This window comes from Herbaspirillum sp., assembly GCF_017744395.1.
GTDB lineage: Bacteria > Pseudomonadota > Gammaproteobacteria > Burkholderiales > Burkholderiaceae_D > Herbaspirillum.
The window spans coordinates 157758-174642 of sequence record NZ_JAGIBI010000001.1 but is presented as its reverse complement, the minus strand read 5'-3'; the positions used below and the strand labels follow the sequence as shown (position 1 = coordinate 174642).

Annotated in this window: 13 protein-coding genes; 4 read left to right on the top strand and 9 right to left on the bottom strand. The window is 64.9% G+C overall.

The features are described 5' to 3' along the window. Positions 1-301: 301 nt before the first annotated feature. Positions 302-1891, top strand: coding sequence for an MASE4 domain-containing protein (locus tag J7548_RS00805; RefSeq protein WP_290969042.1), 1590 nt, complete (start codon positions 302-304; stop codon positions 1889-1891). A 1-nt stretch (position 1892) separates the two neighbouring features. Here J7548_RS00805 and J7548_RS00800 read toward each other — a convergent pair whose 3' ends face one another. Beyond that, a complete protein-coding gene (locus tag J7548_RS00800; RefSeq protein ID WP_290969039.1) occupies positions 1893-2774 on the bottom strand; it encodes a LysR family transcriptional regulator in 882 nt (293 codons plus the stop codon). A gap of 114 nt (positions 2775-2888) precedes the next feature. Between J7548_RS00800 and J7548_RS00795 the strand changes: the two genes are divergently transcribed. Then, positions 2889-3968: an SDR family oxidoreductase gene (locus J7548_RS00795; protein ID WP_290969035.1), complete on the top strand. Its 1080-nt coding sequence runs from the start codon at positions 2889-2891 to the stop codon at positions 3966-3968. Here J7548_RS00795 and J7548_RS00790 read toward each other — a convergent pair. The 5 genes from J7548_RS00790 to J7548_RS00770 are packed head-to-tail and all read right to left on the bottom strand — an operon-like array spanning position 3965 to position 11413. Further along, a complete protein-coding gene (locus J7548_RS00790) occupies positions 3965-4372 on the bottom strand; it encodes a hypothetical protein (protein ID WP_290969032.1) in 408 nt (135 codons plus the stop codon). The genes J7548_RS00795 and J7548_RS00790 overlap by 4 nt on opposite strands. Then, positions 4359-5663, bottom strand: coding sequence for a carbohydrate porin (locus tag J7548_RS00785; protein WP_290969029.1), 1305 nt, complete (start codon positions 5661-5663; stop codon positions 4359-4361). The genes J7548_RS00790 and J7548_RS00785 overlap by 14 nt, the downstream gene beginning before the upstream one ends. A 39-nt stretch (positions 5664-5702) precedes the next feature. Beyond that, positions 5703-7172 carry an efflux transporter outer membrane subunit gene (locus J7548_RS00780; RefSeq protein ID WP_290969026.1) on the bottom strand — a complete coding sequence of 490 codons (1470 nt, stop codon included), beginning with the start codon at positions 7170-7172 and terminating at the stop codon, positions 5703-5705. 16 nt (positions 7173-7188) lie between these two features. After that, the gene (locus J7548_RS00775) at positions 7189-10275 is read right to left on the bottom strand and encodes a CusA/CzcA family heavy metal efflux RND transporter (RefSeq protein WP_290969023.1); all 3087 of its coding nucleotides are present in this window, start codon (positions 10273-10275) and stop codon (positions 7189-7191) included. Then, positions 10268-11413: an efflux RND transporter periplasmic adaptor subunit gene (locus J7548_RS00770; RefSeq protein ID WP_290969019.1), complete on the bottom strand. Its 1146-nt coding sequence runs from the start codon at positions 11411-11413 to the stop codon at positions 10268-10270. Before J7548_RS00770 ends, J7548_RS00775 begins: the two co-directional genes overlap by 8 nt. Positions 11414-11652: 239 nt before the next feature. Here J7548_RS00770 and J7548_RS00765 point away from each other — a divergent pair, with 239 nt between their 5' ends. Both J7548_RS00765 and J7548_RS00760 read left to right on the top strand, forming a co-directional pair. After that, positions 11653-12330, top strand: a complete 678-nt coding sequence (locus J7548_RS00765) for a response regulator transcription factor (RefSeq protein WP_290969016.1) — start codon at positions 11653-11655, stop codon at positions 12328-12330. Then, positions 12330-13724 (top strand): ATP-binding protein, encoded by a 1395-nt coding sequence (locus tag J7548_RS00760; RefSeq protein ID WP_290969014.1) that lies wholly within the window; start codon positions 12330-12332, stop codon positions 13722-13724. The genes J7548_RS00765 and J7548_RS00760 overlap by 1 nt, the downstream gene beginning before the upstream one ends. Positions 13725-13814: 90 nt before the next feature. On the opposite strand, the gene J7548_RS00755 is transcribed toward J7548_RS00760, so the two are convergent. From J7548_RS00755 to J7548_RS00745, 3 genes are read right to left on the bottom strand one after another with little or no spacing between them, the layout of a single operon-like run. Then, positions 13815-14348: a phosphoribosyltransferase family protein gene (locus J7548_RS00755; RefSeq protein ID WP_290969012.1), complete on the bottom strand. Its 534-nt coding sequence runs from the start codon at positions 14346-14348 to the stop codon at positions 13815-13817. Between the two features lie 54 nt (positions 14349-14402). After that, positions 14403-15716 carry an adenylosuccinate synthase gene (locus J7548_RS00750; protein ID WP_290969010.1) on the bottom strand — a complete coding sequence of 438 codons (1314 nt, stop codon included), beginning with the start codon at positions 15714-15716 and terminating at the stop codon, positions 14403-14405. A 3-nt stretch (positions 15717-15719) separates the two neighbouring features. Then, positions 15720-16880 carry an ATP phosphoribosyltransferase regulatory subunit gene (locus J7548_RS00745; RefSeq protein WP_290969008.1) on the bottom strand — a complete coding sequence of 387 codons (1161 nt, stop codon included), beginning with the start codon at positions 16878-16880 and terminating at the stop codon, positions 15720-15722. Positions 16881-16885: the final 5 nt, after the last annotated feature.

Sequence of the window (16885 nt, the reverse complement as noted above, 5' to 3'; positions counted from 1 at the left end):
GCCGCCGCAGGCCATGTTCCCCCTTGCGGCATCGCAGGTGCTCAGACTTGATTTACGGCAAAACGTTGCCTGACCAGAGCTTACATTGGAGAAAATCAAGAAGACAACTAATGCGTCTTGAAAGCTGCCGGTTTCGGTAATGTACGAAGGAGATTTCTTGCCGATTGCCGCTGCCGTACGAGAGGCCGTTGACAAGCCGACGGACAGAGGATTGAATGGGTATATCCCGGTATCGCATCAAATGAAATGACCGGATTGTTTTCCTATGTGCGGCTTTCCATCGGCGAGATCCAAAAAGCATATGACGCAAAGACAATCTGAACATATTTCCCTGTTCCTGCCTACGATGCCGGCCAGCCGCAGCGAAAGAAAGCTGGCGATCGCGCTCATTGCCATTTCCGCAATCTTCTTCGCCGTCTGCCTTCCCTTCGCGCGGACGCCTTTGGCCAGAGTCGACGCTTTCATTCCGATCTACGCCTCGGCGCTCTGCATCAACGATGCCATCACCGCGCTGCTGCTCTTCGGCCAGTTTTCCATCCTGCGCTCCAAGGCGATACTGGCCCTGGCGCTGGGCTACACGTTCACGGCGCTGATGACGGCCATCCATGCCCTCTCCTTCCCCGGCCTCTTCAGCCCGGCCGGGTTGCTGGGCGGCGGTACGCAGACCACGGTCTGGCTGTATATGTTCTGGCATGGCGGCTTTCCACTATTCGTCATCGCCTATGCCCTGCTCAAGGACCGGCGCCCGGTTTCCGCATCGGCCCGTCCGCTGCTTCCAGCGTTCGCGCTGGTCTTCGCACTGGTTCTCTCGCTGGTCTTCGTCGTCTCCGCGGGACATCCGTATCTGCCGGTGCTGTTGTTCCAGGGTCAATACACCGCGGCGCTGTTCATCACCGTATTTTGCATATGGGGCCTGTCATTCGCCGCCCTCGCCATGCTCTGGCGAAAACGCTCTTACTCGGTGCTCGACCTGTGGCTGCTGGTGGTTCTCTGCGCCTGGATTTTCGACATCGGCCTGTCAACGATATTCAATGCCAAGAGATTCGATCTGGGATTTTACGCCGGGCGTATTTACGGGCTGCTCGCCGCCAGCCTGGTCTTGTGGATGCTCTTGCTGGAAAATACCAAACTCTACGCCAAGCTGGCCGGCATGCATGAGCAGCAGCGGCGGAAAAACGCCGAACTGGAGAGCCTCAACCGCGATCTGGAATCGTTCGGCTATTCGGTCTCGCACGATTTGCGCAGTCCGTTGCTGGTCATCTCCCAGTTCACCAATATCCTGGAGGAAGAACATGCGTCCGCGCTGGACGAGAATGGGCGGCGCTACCTGTCCCTGGTCAAGAAAAGCAGCGCCAAGATGCATTCCCTGCTAGAGGGCCTGCTGGCCTTCTCGAAAATCGGACCGAAGCCATTGCGTACCGAAACGGTGGATGTCGATGGGCTGGTCCAGGACATCCTGCAAGACCTGAAATCGACGCACAACGGGCGGAATATTCGTTTCGACATCGCCCCCCTTCCACCGGCCGTGGCCGAGAAAGCGCTGTTGCGCCAGGTATGGTGGAATTTGCTCGAGAATGCCGTCAAATACACCCGCCCCCGGCAGGATGCCGTGATCACGGTCGGCCACAAGGCGGGCGATCCGGCCGTCTACTTCGTGGCGGACAACGGCGTGGGCTTCGACATGGCCTACGCGCACAAGCTGTTCGGCGTTTTCCAGCGCCTGCACACCCAGCAGGAATTCGAGGGGACGGGCGTGGGCCTGGCCATCGTGGAGCGCATCGTCAACAAACATGGCGGGCATATCTGGGCCGAATCCGCCAAAGGGAGCGGGACGACCTTCTACTTCACGCTGGCGCCGGATCCGCTGACCGGTATAGGCAACCAGCCCTGAATCAGAGCTTGCATTGCAAAAAATCCAAAAAGCAGCTGATCCGCTTCGATAGCTGGGTATTGCGATAGTAGACCGCCGAGATCTTTTGCCGGTAGCCGCTGTATGCCGGTTCCAGCAGCTTGACCAGCCTGCCGGCGGCGATGTCGGCATCCGATACGAAACTCGACAGCGCGGCGATGCCTTGCCCATGCAGCGCCAGCTGGCGAATGGTCTCGCCGCTGGAGGCGCGGATCCCTGGCCGGGCCGGATAGCGGTCGCCGCCGGCGTGCAGCAGCGGCCAGTGGTTGAGCGATTCCAGATGGGAGAAGCCGATCAGCCGGTGCCGCTCCAGGTCTTCCACCGATGCCGGCGTGCCATGTCGCGCCAGATAATCGGGGCTGGCGACGATATTCAGGCGCGCCGAACTGAGCGGCTTGGCATGCAGCGTGGAATCCTGCAGCTCGCCGATGCGGATGGCGATATCGGTGCGCTGCTCGACCAGGTCGATGAAACGGTCGTTGGTGGTCAGCTCCAGCTCGATCCCCGGATACGCCTCGCGAAAGGCACCCACGTGCGGCACCACACAATGGAGCATGAACGGCACCGCCGCATCCACGCGCAGCCTGCCGACCGGCTTTTGCGTGCGCATGCGCACCGCCTCCTCGGCCTGCTCCATCGAGGCCAGGATGTCGCGCGCCTGTTCGAGCAAGACCCGCCCCTCCTCCGTCAGCTCCATGCGCCGCGTGGTACGGGTCAACAGGCTGGCCCCCAGTTTCTCCTCCAGCCGGGACAAGGCCCGGCTCACTCCCGAAGTCGTCTGCTCCAGCCCTTCGGCCGCGGCGGACAGGCTGCCAGCTTCCACCACGGCGACGAAGGTGCGCAATTCTTCCGATTGGATCGACATCGTTGACTCCGGAGCAAATATTTTTTGATTTTACCGGTATTTTTCTCAACAAAAGCCGAGGGGACAATCCTTGCCAGCATTGAAGCTCGCAGATACCCCCACCGGAGAATCCAGATGTCCACTGACAAAGCAAGCAAACCCACCGCCCTGATCGTCGGCGCCAATGGCGTCATCGGCAGCAACCTGATCGGGCACCTGCTCACGCTGCCAGAATGGAATGTGATCGGCCTGTCGCGCCGCGGCGGCGAAGACAGTGCGGACGGCAGGCTGCGCCACGTCGCGGTCGACCTGCTGGATGCGGCCGACACGCGCGCCAAGCTGGCGCCGCTGGAACACGTAACCCATGTCTTCTACGCCGCCTACCAGCATCGCGCCACCTGGAGCGAACTGGTGGCGCCCAACCTGGCGATGCTGAAGAACACGGTGGAGGCGCTCGAAACGGCCGCGCCGGACCTGCGCCACATCAGCCTGATGCAAGGCTACAAGGTTTACGGCGGCCATCTTGGCCCCTTCAAGACGCCGGCGCGCGAAACCGATGCGCAGTTCATGCCGCCCGAATTCATGTTCGACCAGCAGCGCTGGCTGGAACAACAACAGGCGCAATCCGGCCAACGCTGGAACTGGTCGGCCATCCGGCCCGCGGTAGTGGGCGGAGCTGCGCTGGGCAATCCGATGAACCTGGCGCTGGCGATCGCGGTATATGCCAGCATCTCGAAGGCGCTGGGCCTGCCGCTGCGCTTCCCAGGCAAACCGGGCGCCTATGACAAGCTGGTGGAAATGACCGATGCCGGCCTGCTGGCCAAGGCCACGCTCTGGGCCGCGACCAGCGAGGGCTGCGCCAACCAGGCCTTCAATATCGGCAACGGCGACATCTTCCGCTGGAGCGAGATGTGGCCGAAGATCGCGCGCTGGTTCGAAATGGAAGTCGGGCCGCCGCTGCCGTTGGCGCTGGCCGATGTGATGGGCGACAAGGCGCCGCTGTGGGAAAGCATCGCGCGCGCCCACGGCCTGGCGGCGCACCGCTACGAAACGCTGTCGTCATGGGGTTTCGCCGACTTCGTTTTTTCGTGGGACTACGATATGTTCGGCGACGGCTCAAAGGCGCGTCGCTTCGGCTTCCATGAGTATGTGGAGAGCGAACAGATGTTCTACCGGCTGTTCGAGGAATTCAGGCGGAACAAGGTCATCCCTTAATCCCCGATTTGCCTGACAATCGACGCCAGCTCGTTCTTGCCGCATTCACCCGGAACGATTTCCAGCCGCGTGCCCTTCCTGAGTGCCATGCCTTCGGGAATTTCGGCGAAAACGGTGGTGACGAAGTGGCTGGCCCAATGGCGGTAATGGATCGCCGCGAATTTCGCTCCTGCCTGCAATTGCGCAAACCGGCTGGCCAGGCACGGCTCCAGCGCGGCCTGGTCTTCGCCCGCGTCGATGATGCGCCAGACTGTTCCGTAGACGGACTGGGAATTTTCGGGCGAGGCCGATGAACACGATGCGAGGCTGGCCAGGGCCAGGCAGGCCAGCCCCCTCTGTAAACAGGATTTCATTGAAGTGGCTCCATAAGGCGTCTTTCCATCCGGTCCTTCAGAATTCGACATGCAGCCGCGCCCCGGCCACCAGCACCGGGCCGCGGTCGGCGTTATAGGCCGGATGGAAAATCTTCTGCACGTCCAGCCCCAGCGTCGTGCTCTTCGAAACCCGCACGTTGTAGTAGGCCTCGACGATGTCCTCGGGACGGTAGCTCAGGCGCCCGTCGCCGATGAATACCCCGACTCCGCCGGCGGCCAGGTAGTCGCGGTGCGCCTGGGACAAGCCGTTGCGGATGCCGGCGATGCCCAGTACGTCATCGGCGCGGCCCCAGCGGGTGCCGGCAATGGACATGCCGACGGTCACGGAGCGCTCCACCTCGGTGAAGGAGTAAGTCTCGGTCTTGCCATCGTTCCAGCTGGCCCGCAGGAACATGCCGATGTCGGGGCGCAGGTTCTGCTCGATGTTGATGCCGGCGCCGTACTTGCTCTGCTCCTTGCGCACATCGGCCACCGATGGCGTGGCGCCGCCGGCGGCGGCCAGCGCATCGCGGAAACTGCCGCTGATCATGCGGTTGTGGAATGCCAGCAGGCGCAGCTTGCCGGCCTGTCCGCCCAAGGTGTAGCTGTGCTCGATTTCGACCTGGTCGCTGAAATGCCGGAAGATGCGCGTGTCGAGCTTCTGGCCGTTGGACTCCCAGGGCACCAGGGAACGGCCGATACGGTAGACCCAATCATCGTTGTAATACTCCAGCGCCGCCCCCCAGGTATAGCCGCGCGTATCGGCCGCGTAATCGTAGGCGCCATGCGTGAGCAGCGACCAGTTCATGAATTGCGTGCGGCCGTCGTGCGCATAGGCGTTGTTGTCGAAGATGTCGGTGATCGCATAGTTGCCCACGGTCATGACCACGCGCCGTGCGCTCAGGTTGCCGGCAAGCTGGTTGGCCTGCGACTCCTGCCAGGTGGTTTCCCCGCCGAGATTCCAGGTCTGGCGCAGGAACAGGCGGGCCCGGTAGAACGTGGGATTGGGCCCGGACGATTTCTGCTGCTCCGAATTGAGCATGCCGCCCAGCCCCGTCAGCTCCGACATCGGAACCGACTGCACGACTTCCGGATTGAAGTACAGCTCGGTCCCGGCCGCCAGCCGGTAGCCGAAAAACAACGTGCCGGAAAACGAATACGACTTCTCGGCTTCCGTGCCCAGGCTGTTGGGGCCGCTATAGGCTGCGCTGAAAGGCGACTTGCGCTGCCAGATATACGTGGCCTGCCCCTTGAGGTTCCAGCTTTCTTCTTCGCCGGTGTCGGCCGCCATCGCCAGGACCGGCATCTGCAGAAGCGCTGCGATCAGGTATTTCTTCATCATGCTCATCGGCTGCGCGAAGGCAGCCGTCCCCCGGTATTTTTATAAGTCCCGATTCCACCAGCCGCCGCCCAGCGCCTGGAACAAGGCCACCGTATCGGCCAGGCGGGCGGCCTGCGCCTGCACCCGCGACTGGCTCGTCTGCAGCAGGTTTTGCTGCGCCAGCAGTACTTGCGGATAGCCGGAAAGGCCGGCCTTCCACTGCGCCTGGGCGACATCGAAACTGCGCCGCGCCGCGCTCTCGGCGCGCATGGCGGTGGCCAGCGCATCGGCGTCTGCAGCGATCGCGTGCAAGGTATCCGCCACGTTCTGGAACGCGCCCAGCACCACGCTGCGGTATTGCGCCCCGGCCTGCTCCAGGCCGGCCTCGGCGGCGCGTTGCTGGTGCCTCAGGCTGCCGCCCTTGAAGATCGGCTGTGCGATGTCCAGCCCCAGGCTCCAGAAGCCGGTGCCGGAAGTGAACAGTTTGGAGAAATCCAGCGCCGAGCTGCCGATGCCGCCGGTGATCGTGAAGCTGGGCAAGCGATTGGCGATCGCCACGCCGACCTGGGCCGACGCCGCCTGCAACTGCGCCTGTGCCGCGCGCACATCGGGACGCTGCTGCACCAGCGCCGACGGCAGGCTCAGCGGCAATTCGGCCGGCAGCGACAACGACGACAATTCAATGCGCTGCAGGCCGCCTTCGCCGGGGAAGCGCCCGACCAGCACGGCAACCTGGTCTCGCTGCTGGGCCAATTGCTTGCGCAGCGCCGGCAGCGCCGCTTCGGCCTGGGCCAGCAGGCTCTCCTGCGCGGCGACGTCAGCCAGGCCGAGCGCGCCCAGCGCGCGCTGCTTGCGCACCAGTTCCAGTTGTTGCGCCGCCAGCGTCGCCGCCTGTTCGGCCGCCGCCAACTGGTCCCTGAGCGAAGCCTCATTGAGCGCTGCCAGCACCACGTTCGATACCAGCGTCAGATACGTGGCGTTACGTTGGAAACGCTGCGCCTCGGCCTGCGCTTGGCCGGCCTCGATTTGCCGCCGCAAACCGCCGAAGATATCAGGCGCGTAGGAGATGTTGAGCTGCGCGGTGTGCAAGGTATAGATATAGCTGTTGTCGACAAGCGGACTGGCCAGCGGGCTGGCCACGGATTGCCGGGACGGCTGGTAGTGGAGATCGACGCTGGGGAACAACCCGCCCCGCTGCGCCGCGGCCGTCTCGCGCGCCGCGCGCAATGCCGCCTGCGCCGCCTGCAGATCGGCGTTGTTGGCCAGCGCGGCCTCGACCAGCGCGTTAAGCGGCTGCGATCCGAACGCGGTCCACCATTGGCCGGACACGTCCTGGCCGGAGACGAAACGCTGGCCGTCGACGGCGGCCGATGCTTCCACCCCTTCGGCGGTATAGGCCTTCACTTGCGGCGCATCCGGCTGCTTGAAATCGGGGCCGACGGCGCAGCCGCCCAGCGCGGCGCCGAACACGGCCGTTCCGATCAGGCTGATCCAGCGGGAAGCAAAGAGGAAATGTGTTTTCTGATGCATGGCAGGTCTCGCAAAATCAGTTCGCCGATTTGGAAGCGCGCCGCTCGACGGCAACCTCGACCAGGTAATACAAGGCAGGCAGCAGCACCAGGGTCAACACCGTGGCGGTCACCAGCCCGCCCACGACGACCGTGGCCAGCGGCCGCTGCACGTCGCTGCCCAGTCCGTGCGCTATGGCCGCCGGCACCAAGCCGAGCGCGGCCACGGTGGCGGTCATCAGCACCGGCCGCATGCGCTCCAGCGCGCCGGCGATGACCGCTTCGCGCAGCGGCAAACCGGAATCCCGCGCCCAGCGGTTCAGGTTGGACATCATGATGATGGCGTTGAGAACCGCCACCCCGAACAGCGCGATGAAGCCCACCGCCGAGGAGACGTTCAGGGTCATGCCGCGCAGATGCAGCGCGACCAGCCCGCCCAATGTCGCCAGCGGCACGCACAGCAGGATCAGGGCCGGCTGGCGCAGGTTCTTGAATTCGGTGAACAGCAGCACGAACATGAAGGCCAGCGCCATCGGCAGGATCAGCGCCAGGCGCGCCTGGGCGCGTTGCTGGTTCTCGAACTGGCCGCCCCAGCTGATCTGGTTGCGGCCGTGGTCGTAGTTGACCTCGCGCGCCAGGCGCTGCTTGGCGTCGTCGAGGAAGGAAGCCAGGTCGCGCCCGCGCAGGTTCAGCCGCACCGTCAGGTGGCGCCGGTTCATCTCGCGCGTGATGGTGGTTTCACCGTCCTGCATGCTGATCCTGGCGATCTGCGCCAGCGCCACGTGCGCGCCGTTGGCGGCATTCACGGTCAGGTTGCCCAGGGCTTCTGGCGTACCGCGCGCCTGGCCGGAAAAGCGGGCGGCCACGTTGTAGCTGCGCTCCTCGATGAAGATCTGCGTGACCGGGCTGCCGCCGATGCCGGTCTGGATCAGCGACATCACGTCAGCGATGTTGATGCCCAGCCGGGCCGCCGCCGCGCGGTCGACGTCCACCCGCACCTGCGGCAGGCGCGGTTCCTGGTCGATGATCACATCGGCAGCGCCGGGCGTGGCTTCCAGCACATGCAACACGGACGTGGCCAGCGCGCGCGTCTCACGGAAATCGTCGCCGTAGATTTTCACCACCAGGTCGCTGTGCGCGCCGGACAGCTTGTCCAGCACGCCGTCGATCATCGGCTGGCTGAAGCCGACCTCGATGCCGGCCAGTTTCTTGTAGCGCTCGGCCATATGGGCGATCAGCTCCTGCTTGGTCCAGCCGGACTTCCATTCGGAGTAAGGATGCAATGTGACCGCGCATTCGATATGCGAAGGCGTGAACGGATCGGTGCCGTCATCGTTGCGCCCGACCTGGGTGACGATGTGCTCGACCTCGGGGAATTCCAGCGTGGCGGCACGCAGGCGGCCGGCCAGCTCGCTGGCTTTTTCCAGCGATACGCCCGGCGGCAGCGACACCTGCAGCCAGATCGAGCCCTCGTCCAGGTAGGGCAGGAAATCGCGGCCGATGCTCGCGCCCAGCAGCACGATGGCGACCATCGTGGCGCCGGTCACGGCGAGCACGAAGCGCGAGCGCCCCACCAGGCGCGCCAGGACGGCCTTGTAGCGCGGCTCCAGCCAGGCCAGCACCGGATTGTGGAACACCTTGGCGCGCTTGCGGTACGCCAGCCAGGACAATCCCGGCGTCAGCAGGAGCGCCACCAGCAAGGCGCCCAGCAAGGCGAAGCCGACCGCGAAGGCCATCGGCGAGAACAGCTTGTACTCGATGCGCTGGAAGGCGAACAACGGCAGGTAGGCGATGATGATGACCAGCATGCCGAAGAAGATCGGGCGCGCCACCTGCTTCATCAGTTGCAGGATGTCGTCGCCGGTCAGCTCGCCGTCGGGACGCTCTTCGCGCAGCCGCAGCACGCTTTCGACCACCACGATGGCGCCGTCCACCAGGATGCCGAAGTCGATGGCGCCCAGCGACAGCAGGTTGGCCGGTATCTTGAAATGGTGCATCAGCGTGAAAGCCGCCAGCAGCGACAGCGGGATCGTGATGGCGACGATCGCCGCAGCGCGCGGGCTGCCCAGGAACAGGAACAGCACCAGCGAGACCAGCACCATGCCTTCCATCAGCGTCTTGCCGACCGTATGCACGGTGGCATCGACCAGCTTGCTGCGGTCGATGTAGGGCACCACCTTCACGTCCTTGGGCAGGATGTGTTCGTTCAGGTCCTGCACCGCTTCATGCACGCCCTGCATGACTTGCGAGGGGTTCTCGTTCTTCAGCAACAAGGTGATGCCTTCGATCGCGTCCGGATTGCCGTCGATGCCCACCACGCCATGCCGCTCCTGCTCGCCCAGCACGACCTTGCCCAGGTCCTTGACCAGGACCGGCACGCCGTTCTTCTGCGTCACCACGACATTGCCGAGATCGGCCAGGCTGCGGATCAGGCCGACGCCCCGGATCACCAGCCCCTGCTCGCCGCGCTGCATGATGCTGCCGCCGGCATTGGCGTTGTTGGAAGAGATCGCCTGCGTGATCTGGTTCAGCGACAGGTTGTACTTGACCAGCTTGGCCGGATCGAATTCCAGCATGAACTGCGTGGTCAGCCCGCCGAAATTGGAGACATCCACCACGCCCGGCACTTGCTTGAGGCGCGGGATGACCTTCCAGAACTGCAACTCCGACAGTTCGCGCAGGTCGCGCGTCCTGGATTGCAGCGTATAGCGGTAGATTTCGCCGATGGGCGAAGTCAGCGCATCCAGCGCAGGCTGGGCGCCGTACGGCAGGCTGACGCTGGAGATGCGCTCCTGCAGGCGCTGGCGCGACCAATAGTCTTCGGCGCCGTCGCGAAACACCACCGTGATCAGCGACAGGCCGAAGGTGCTCTTGGAACGCATCACGTGCATGCCCGGCGTGCCCATGATCTGGCGTTCCAGCGGGATGGTGATCTGCTGCTCCACCTCTTCGGCGGCCAGGCCGTTGACCTGGGTGACCACCTGGGAGGTGACGTCGGCGATGTCGGGATAGGCTTCCAGCGGAAGCTGCTTCCAGCTATACCAGCCGTACAGGGCGGACAGCGCGAATACCAGCATGACGATGCCGCGCCGCTGGAAGCACAGGGAGACGATGCGTTCAATCATTGAGCAGCACTCCATCCTTGGTCACCACGCGCTCGCCGGACTGCAGGCCGGAGAGCACTTCGACATCGCTGCCCACCTGCGCGCCGAGGGTGACTTTGCGGGGCTGGAATGCCCATGAGGAAGTCTCGACGAAGACGCGGTCGGCAAAGCCGCTTTGCACCACCGCCGCCATCGGCACCAGCAAGCCGCGGTGCGGCTTGTCGCGCAAGGTGGCCTGGGCGAACATGCCGGGCTTGAGGCGGCCGTCCTGGTTGGCGGCCAGCATGCGCACCTTGACCGTGCGCGTGTCCGGATCCAGCACTTGCCCGATCATCGCGATCCTGGCGCGCATGGGTTGGGCGGGATAGGCATCGAGGGCGACCTCTGCCTCTTGGCCGACGTACAGGTGCGACAGGTCTTTCTCCTGCGCGCTGGCGGTGATGAATACCGAAGACAGGTCGGCCACCGTCATCACCGCGGCGGTGGCGTCATTCCAGTAACCGCCGGGAGCGGCGTTGAGTTCGATCACATGGCCGCTGACCGGCGAGCGCACGGCCAGCCGGCCGGCCGCCTGCGCATGGCCGGCGCCCAGTTGGGCCAGGCGGGTGCGGCTGCGGGCGGCTTCGCTTTCAGCCTGCGCATAATCGCTTTGGGCTTGCTCGAGGTCGCGGCGCGAGGAGATCTGGGCCTGGTCCAGCGCGCGCTGGCGCTCCAGAGCGCGGCGCGTCAATTCCAGCGCGGCTTGCGCCTTGCGGTCGTCGCTCGAGGCCTGGGCAAAATCGGCCGCATCGACTTCGAACAGGACATCGCCGGCCTTGACCTCGTCGCCCAGCCGCTTGCGGATGACGGCGATACGCCCGGTCGCCGGCGCCAGTATCCTGGCCAGGCGGGCCGGGTCGGCCTCGATGCTTGCCGGCAGCGTGAAGGGAACGGCTATGTCCTGCTCGGCGATGGCGGCAGTGGCCAGCGTCTTGCGCAGCGACGAGCCGGCCGGGACGATCAGGCTTTCGCCCTCGCGCTTGAGGACCGTGCCTTCGGCGGCATTGTCTTTCAGTTCGCCGGCCTTCAGCGGCAGCACGCCGCGTGCGGCGACGGCGATCAGGGCGATGGCGCCCAGCAGGATAGCCAGGCGCTTGGCCTGTATGGATTTCTTGTTCATGGTGGCACCGTGACTGTGCGGATGGATTTGCGCCCCCTTCTAGTGGCTAGCCGGGGCGGCGGCAAGGCGTCATCGACGTGGCGATACGCCGGATAGGGCACGCGGCATCAGCATGCATCCCTCTTCGCACATGCTGGGCCTCGAAAAACTTCGCTATGATAGGAGCGATGGATTGGGCGCATTCTGAATTGTTCTTCAGGATGCGCGGATCCCTTTTGTTCCTATACTGGCGCGTGGGCATGCATATCCTGTTACTCGAAGACGATAAGAAAGCGGCACGCTTGCTGGCGCAAGGTTTGCAGGAGGAAGGCTTTGCGGTCGACGTGGCGCACACCGCCGAAGAAGCCGCGGCGCGGATCGGCCCGGAGTGCGATCTCGCCATTTTCGACTGGATGCTGCCCGGCATGGACGGCACCGAATTCTGCCGGCAACTGCGCCGCGAGGGCGTGGACCTGCCGATCCTGATGCTCACCGCGCGCGACGCCGTGAGCGACAGGGTCGAAGGACTCAACACCGGCGCCGACGACTACCTGACCAAGCCCTTCGCCTTCGAAGAATTGCTGGCGCGGGTCCATGCGCTGCTGCGGCGTCCGCGCCGCATGCCGGCGACCCGCATGCAGATCGCCGATCTCGATATCGACTTGGTAACCCATCAGGTCAAGCGCGGCGAGGTCCGGCTCGACCTGACGCAAAAAGAATACGCAGTACTCCTGCTGCTGGCGCGCCATGCCGGCCAGGTCGTCAGCCGCCAGCAATTGGCGCAGCATGTGTGGCATGCCGACCTGATCGCCATCGACAACCTGATGGATGTGCACATCAAGAACCTGCGCCGCAAGATCAACCTGGACGGGCAGCCGCCCCTCATCGAGACGGTGCGCGGCCAGGGATTCCGCTTTATCCGGGAGGCATCCGACTGATGCTGGGCTTTCGACAACGCATGCTGCTGGTGCACCTGGTGGCGGTAGTGGTGATCGTCACCTGCGCGGCGGCGGCCGGCTGGTGGTTGCTGTCGCAGTCGGTGCGCGGGCAGCTCGACGCGGCGCTGCTGGCGCTGGCGGAAACCGAAAGCGGCCTGCTCGCGGAAAACCATGCCGATGCGATACGCGTGCACGAGCCGGCCGCCGGCTCGGCCCCGCCTTCGCTGGTCCGGCTGGACCGGCTGGTGCAGATCGTCGATGCGCGCGGCGATGTGGTGGCACGCAGCAATAATCTCGGCGTGGCGCAACTGCCGGTATCCCCGGCCTTGCTGGCACAGATGGCCCAGGGGCAGACGGTGTTCCAGACCTTCCCGCATGTCATCGAAGAACCGCTGCGCATCGTTTCCACCCCCGTCACGGTCGACGGCAAACTGTTCGCCGTGCAGGTGGCCGGCTCCCTGGACGATGTCAACCATATCCTGCAATCGGCCGCGCTGCTGTTCGGCGGACTGGCCGCGGCCTTGCTGGTCGCGCTCTCGGTCGCCGGCACGGTGCTTACCCGGACCCTGTTCGGCACCGTCGAACGGGTCGCCGCGCAAGCCCGGCGCATCGGCGACGCCAACCTGAGCGAACGGCTGGCGCATCCCGGCACCGATGACGAACTCGGGCATCTGGTGGAAACGCTCAATTCCATGCTGGCTCGCCTGGAACATGCCTTCGCGCTGCAGCGCAGCTTCACGGCAAACGCTTCCCACGAAATCCGCTCTCCCCTCTCACGCCTGCGCACCGAGATCGAGCTGGCCTTGCGGCGTCCGCGCGAGGCGCAGGCCTATGTAGAGACCCTGCACTCCTGCCTGGATGAGGTGGAGCGCCTGACCAGCATCGTTGAAGAGCTGCTGCTGGCCCGCCTCGATGCCGGCCAGGAAACCATCGCGGCGGAGACAGTCTCGCTGGCCGAACTGGCGCAGGACTGCGCCGAACGCTTGCGCCCGGCGGCCGGGGGGCGCCAGGTCGAGATCCGGGTCAGCGCGCCGGCGGCGGTGCTGGCCAAGGTCGGCCATCGCGCCGCGGCGCTGGTGCTGGACAACCTGATCGACAATGCCATCAAGTTTTCGCCGCCGCACACCGCCATTCGCGTGGAAGTGGGCAAGACGGCGGAACTGGCCACGGTCACGGTGGCCGATAGCGGCCCGGGCATCGTGGAGAGCGACATGCCGCATCTGTTCGACCGCTTTTACCGCGGCAGCGCTTCCCAGAGCGGGGAGATCGCCGGCGCGGGGCTGGGCTTGGCCATCGCCAAGACGGTGATGGACTTCTATGGCGCGCGCATCGATGTGGCCAACCTTGACGGGCATGGAGCGGCATTCACGCTCGGCTTTCCGCTGGCGGACTGAGCAAGCCTGGCGATACATTTCAACGCAAAAAAAAGCGCCGACATGTGTCGGCGCTTTTTTACTTACTACTTACTGCATCCCGCGGACGGCTCAGGCGCCGCCCTTCTTGATCCATGCCGCCAACTGGTGCGGGCCCAGGCCGTCGTATTCCTCGAACGGCTGGTGGATCCACGGGTTGGTCGGCAGGTAGTCGATATGGTAATCGGGTTCGACCACCGAGCAGGCTTTCCACCACAAGACGGCGGACTTGATCTCGGTGACGGCCGGGTAATGCTCCTTCAGGTGCACCAGCACCTTCTGCAGCGTCACGCCGGAATCGACCAGGTCGTCCACCAGCAGGATGCGGCCGCCCAGGGTGCCCTTGGTGATGGTGATGTACTTGGCGATGTCCAGCGAGCTGCGGATGGTGCCGGCCGCTTCACGGTAGGAGCTGGTCGACAGGATCGCCAGCGGCACATCGAAAATGCGCGACATCACGTCGCCCGGACGCAGGCCGCCGCGCGCCAGGCACAGGACCTGGTCGAACTGGTAGCCGGATTCGTAGACCTTCAGCGCCAGTCGTTCGATCAGGCGGTTGTAGTCGTCCCAGGAGACCCACAGGTCTTTGTCATCAGAGATCTTCATCTTGTTTATTGCTTGTTGCTAATCGCTTGTTGCTGTTGTGCCGCTGGCCTGTGCTTACTTGAACGGATGGCGCAGGACGATGGTTTCCTCGCGGTCGGGGCCGGTCGAGATCATGTCGATGGGCACGCCCACCAGTTCTTCGATGCGCTTGATGTAGGCGCGGGCGTTGGCCGGCAGCGCGTCCAGCGACTTGGCGCCGACGGTGGTCTCGGTCCAGCCCGGCATTTCCTCGTAGATCGGCTCGCAGGCGGCGGCTTCTTCGGCGCCGACCGGGAAGATGTCGACGGTCTTGCCGTTGAGCTTGTAGCCGGTGCACAGCTTGAGCGACTCCAGGCCGTCCAGCACGTCCAGCTTGGTCAGGCACATGCCGGACACGCCGTTGATCTGCACCGAGCGCTTCAGGAGCGCGGCATCGAACCAGCCGCAGCGGCGCGCACGGCCGGTGACGGTGCCGAATTCGTGGCCGACCGAAGCCAGGTGCTTGCCGACGCCCGCATCGGTGGGCAGTTCGGCCGGGAACGGGCCGGAGCCGACGCGGGTGGTGTAGGCCTTGGTGATGCCCATGATGTAGTGCAGCATGCCCGGGCCGACGCCGGCGCCGGCGGCGGCGTTACCGGCCACGCAGTTGCTCGAGGTGACGAACGGGTAGGTGCCGTGGTCGACGTCCAGCAGGCTGCCCTGCGCGCCTTCGAACAGGATCTTGCCGCCGGCGTTGTGCACGGCGTACAGGTCGCTGGAGACGTCGGTGACCATGGGCTTGATGCGCGGCACGTTGGCCAGCGCGTCGTCCAGGGTCTTCTGGTAGTCGACCGGCTGGGTCTTGAGGTAATGGGTCAGGACGAAGTTGTGGTAGTCCAGGTTGGCCAGCAGCTTCTCGGCGAAGCGCTTTTCATTGAGCAGGTCGGCCACGCGGATGGCACGGCGCGCCACCTTGTCTTCATAGGCCGGGCCGATGCCCTTGCCGGTGGTGCCGATCTTGTCGGCGCCGCGGGCGGCTTCGCGCGCCACGTCCAGCGCGACGTGGTAAGGCAGGATCAGCGGACAGGCTTCCGACACCTTCAGGCGCGAGCACACTTCGACGCCGGCGGCTTCCAGCTTGTCGATCTCGCGCAGCAGGTCGGGCACCGACAGCACCACGCCGTTGCCGATGTAGCAAGCCACGCCTTCGCGCATGATGCCCGAGGGAATCAGTTGCAGGGCCGTCTTCTTGCCGCCGATGACCAGCGTGTGGCCGGCGTTGTGGCCGCCCTGGAAACGCACCACGCCTTGCGCGTGGTCGGTCAGCCAGTCGACGATCTTGCCCTTGCCCTCATCCCCCCACTGGGTACCGATGACGACGACGTTCTTTGCATTGCTGTTCTGTAACATGACTCAACCCAAGTTTTTGATAATCCAGTTTCCATTGCTGAATTCGACGACGCGGTCGCAGTCGAATTCGTCCTGATCGTTGTCGTGACCCGGCAGGCTCTGGATCACGATTTCGCCCGCCTGCCGCAATTGCGCTATTTTCTCACGCAGGCCGGCTTCGGTGCCCCACGGCGCGCGGATGGCGCGCTTCCTCTCGGCGCCCGGCATCAGGCGCGCAAGTTCGCGCAGGTCCATCGAGAAGCCGGTAGCCGGGCGGGCGCGGCCGAAGGCCTCGCCGACATGGTCGTAGCGGCCGCCGCGCACCACCGCATTGGGCAGGCCCGGCACATAGGCGGAGAACATCACGCCGCTATGGTAATGATACCCGCGCAGGTCGGCCAGATCGATGGTCACGACCGCGCCTTCATGGCCGCCGGCCAGTTCGACCATCGCCTGCAGCTCGTCGAGCGCCTGGGCGATGCCCGGCAAGGCCGGCAGCGTGATGCGCGCGCGCGCGATGACGGAGATATCGCCGTACAGGCTGGGCAGCGCCAGCAGCGCGGCGCGGGTGCCTTCCTGGTAGGCCGCGGTGATTTCCTGCAGGCCCGGCACATCCTTGGCTTCCAGCAAGCCGAACAATTGGGCTTCCTGGCGCTTGGCGGCCGGGTCGTTGGCGATGATCGCGCGCAGCACGCCGACGTGGCACAGATCCAGGCGGATGGTGCGCATGCCGGCCAGGGCCAGCGAATTGAGCGCCAGTTCCTGGATTTCGGCGTCGGCTTCGATGCCGGCATGGCCGTAGATCTCAGCGCCGATCTGGATCGGCTCGCGGGTGGCGTGCAGGCCGGTCGGACGGGTGTGCAGCACGCTGCCGGCATAGCACAGGCGCGTGACCGAGGCGCGGTTGAGCAGGTGGGCATCGATGCGCGCGACCTGGGTGGTCATGTCGGCGCGCACGCCCAGCGTGCGGCCCGAGAGCTGGTCCACCAGCTTGAAGGTGCGCAGGTCGGTGTCGGCGCCGGCGCCGGTCAGCAGCGACTCCAGGTATTCCAGCAGCGGCGGCATGACCATCTCATAGCCGTACAGGCGGAAATTGTCGAGCAGGCGCCGACGCAACTCTTCGATCTTGCGCGCTTCGGACGGCAAGACGTCGGCGATGTTTTCAGGAAGAAGCCAGTTAGGCATAAACG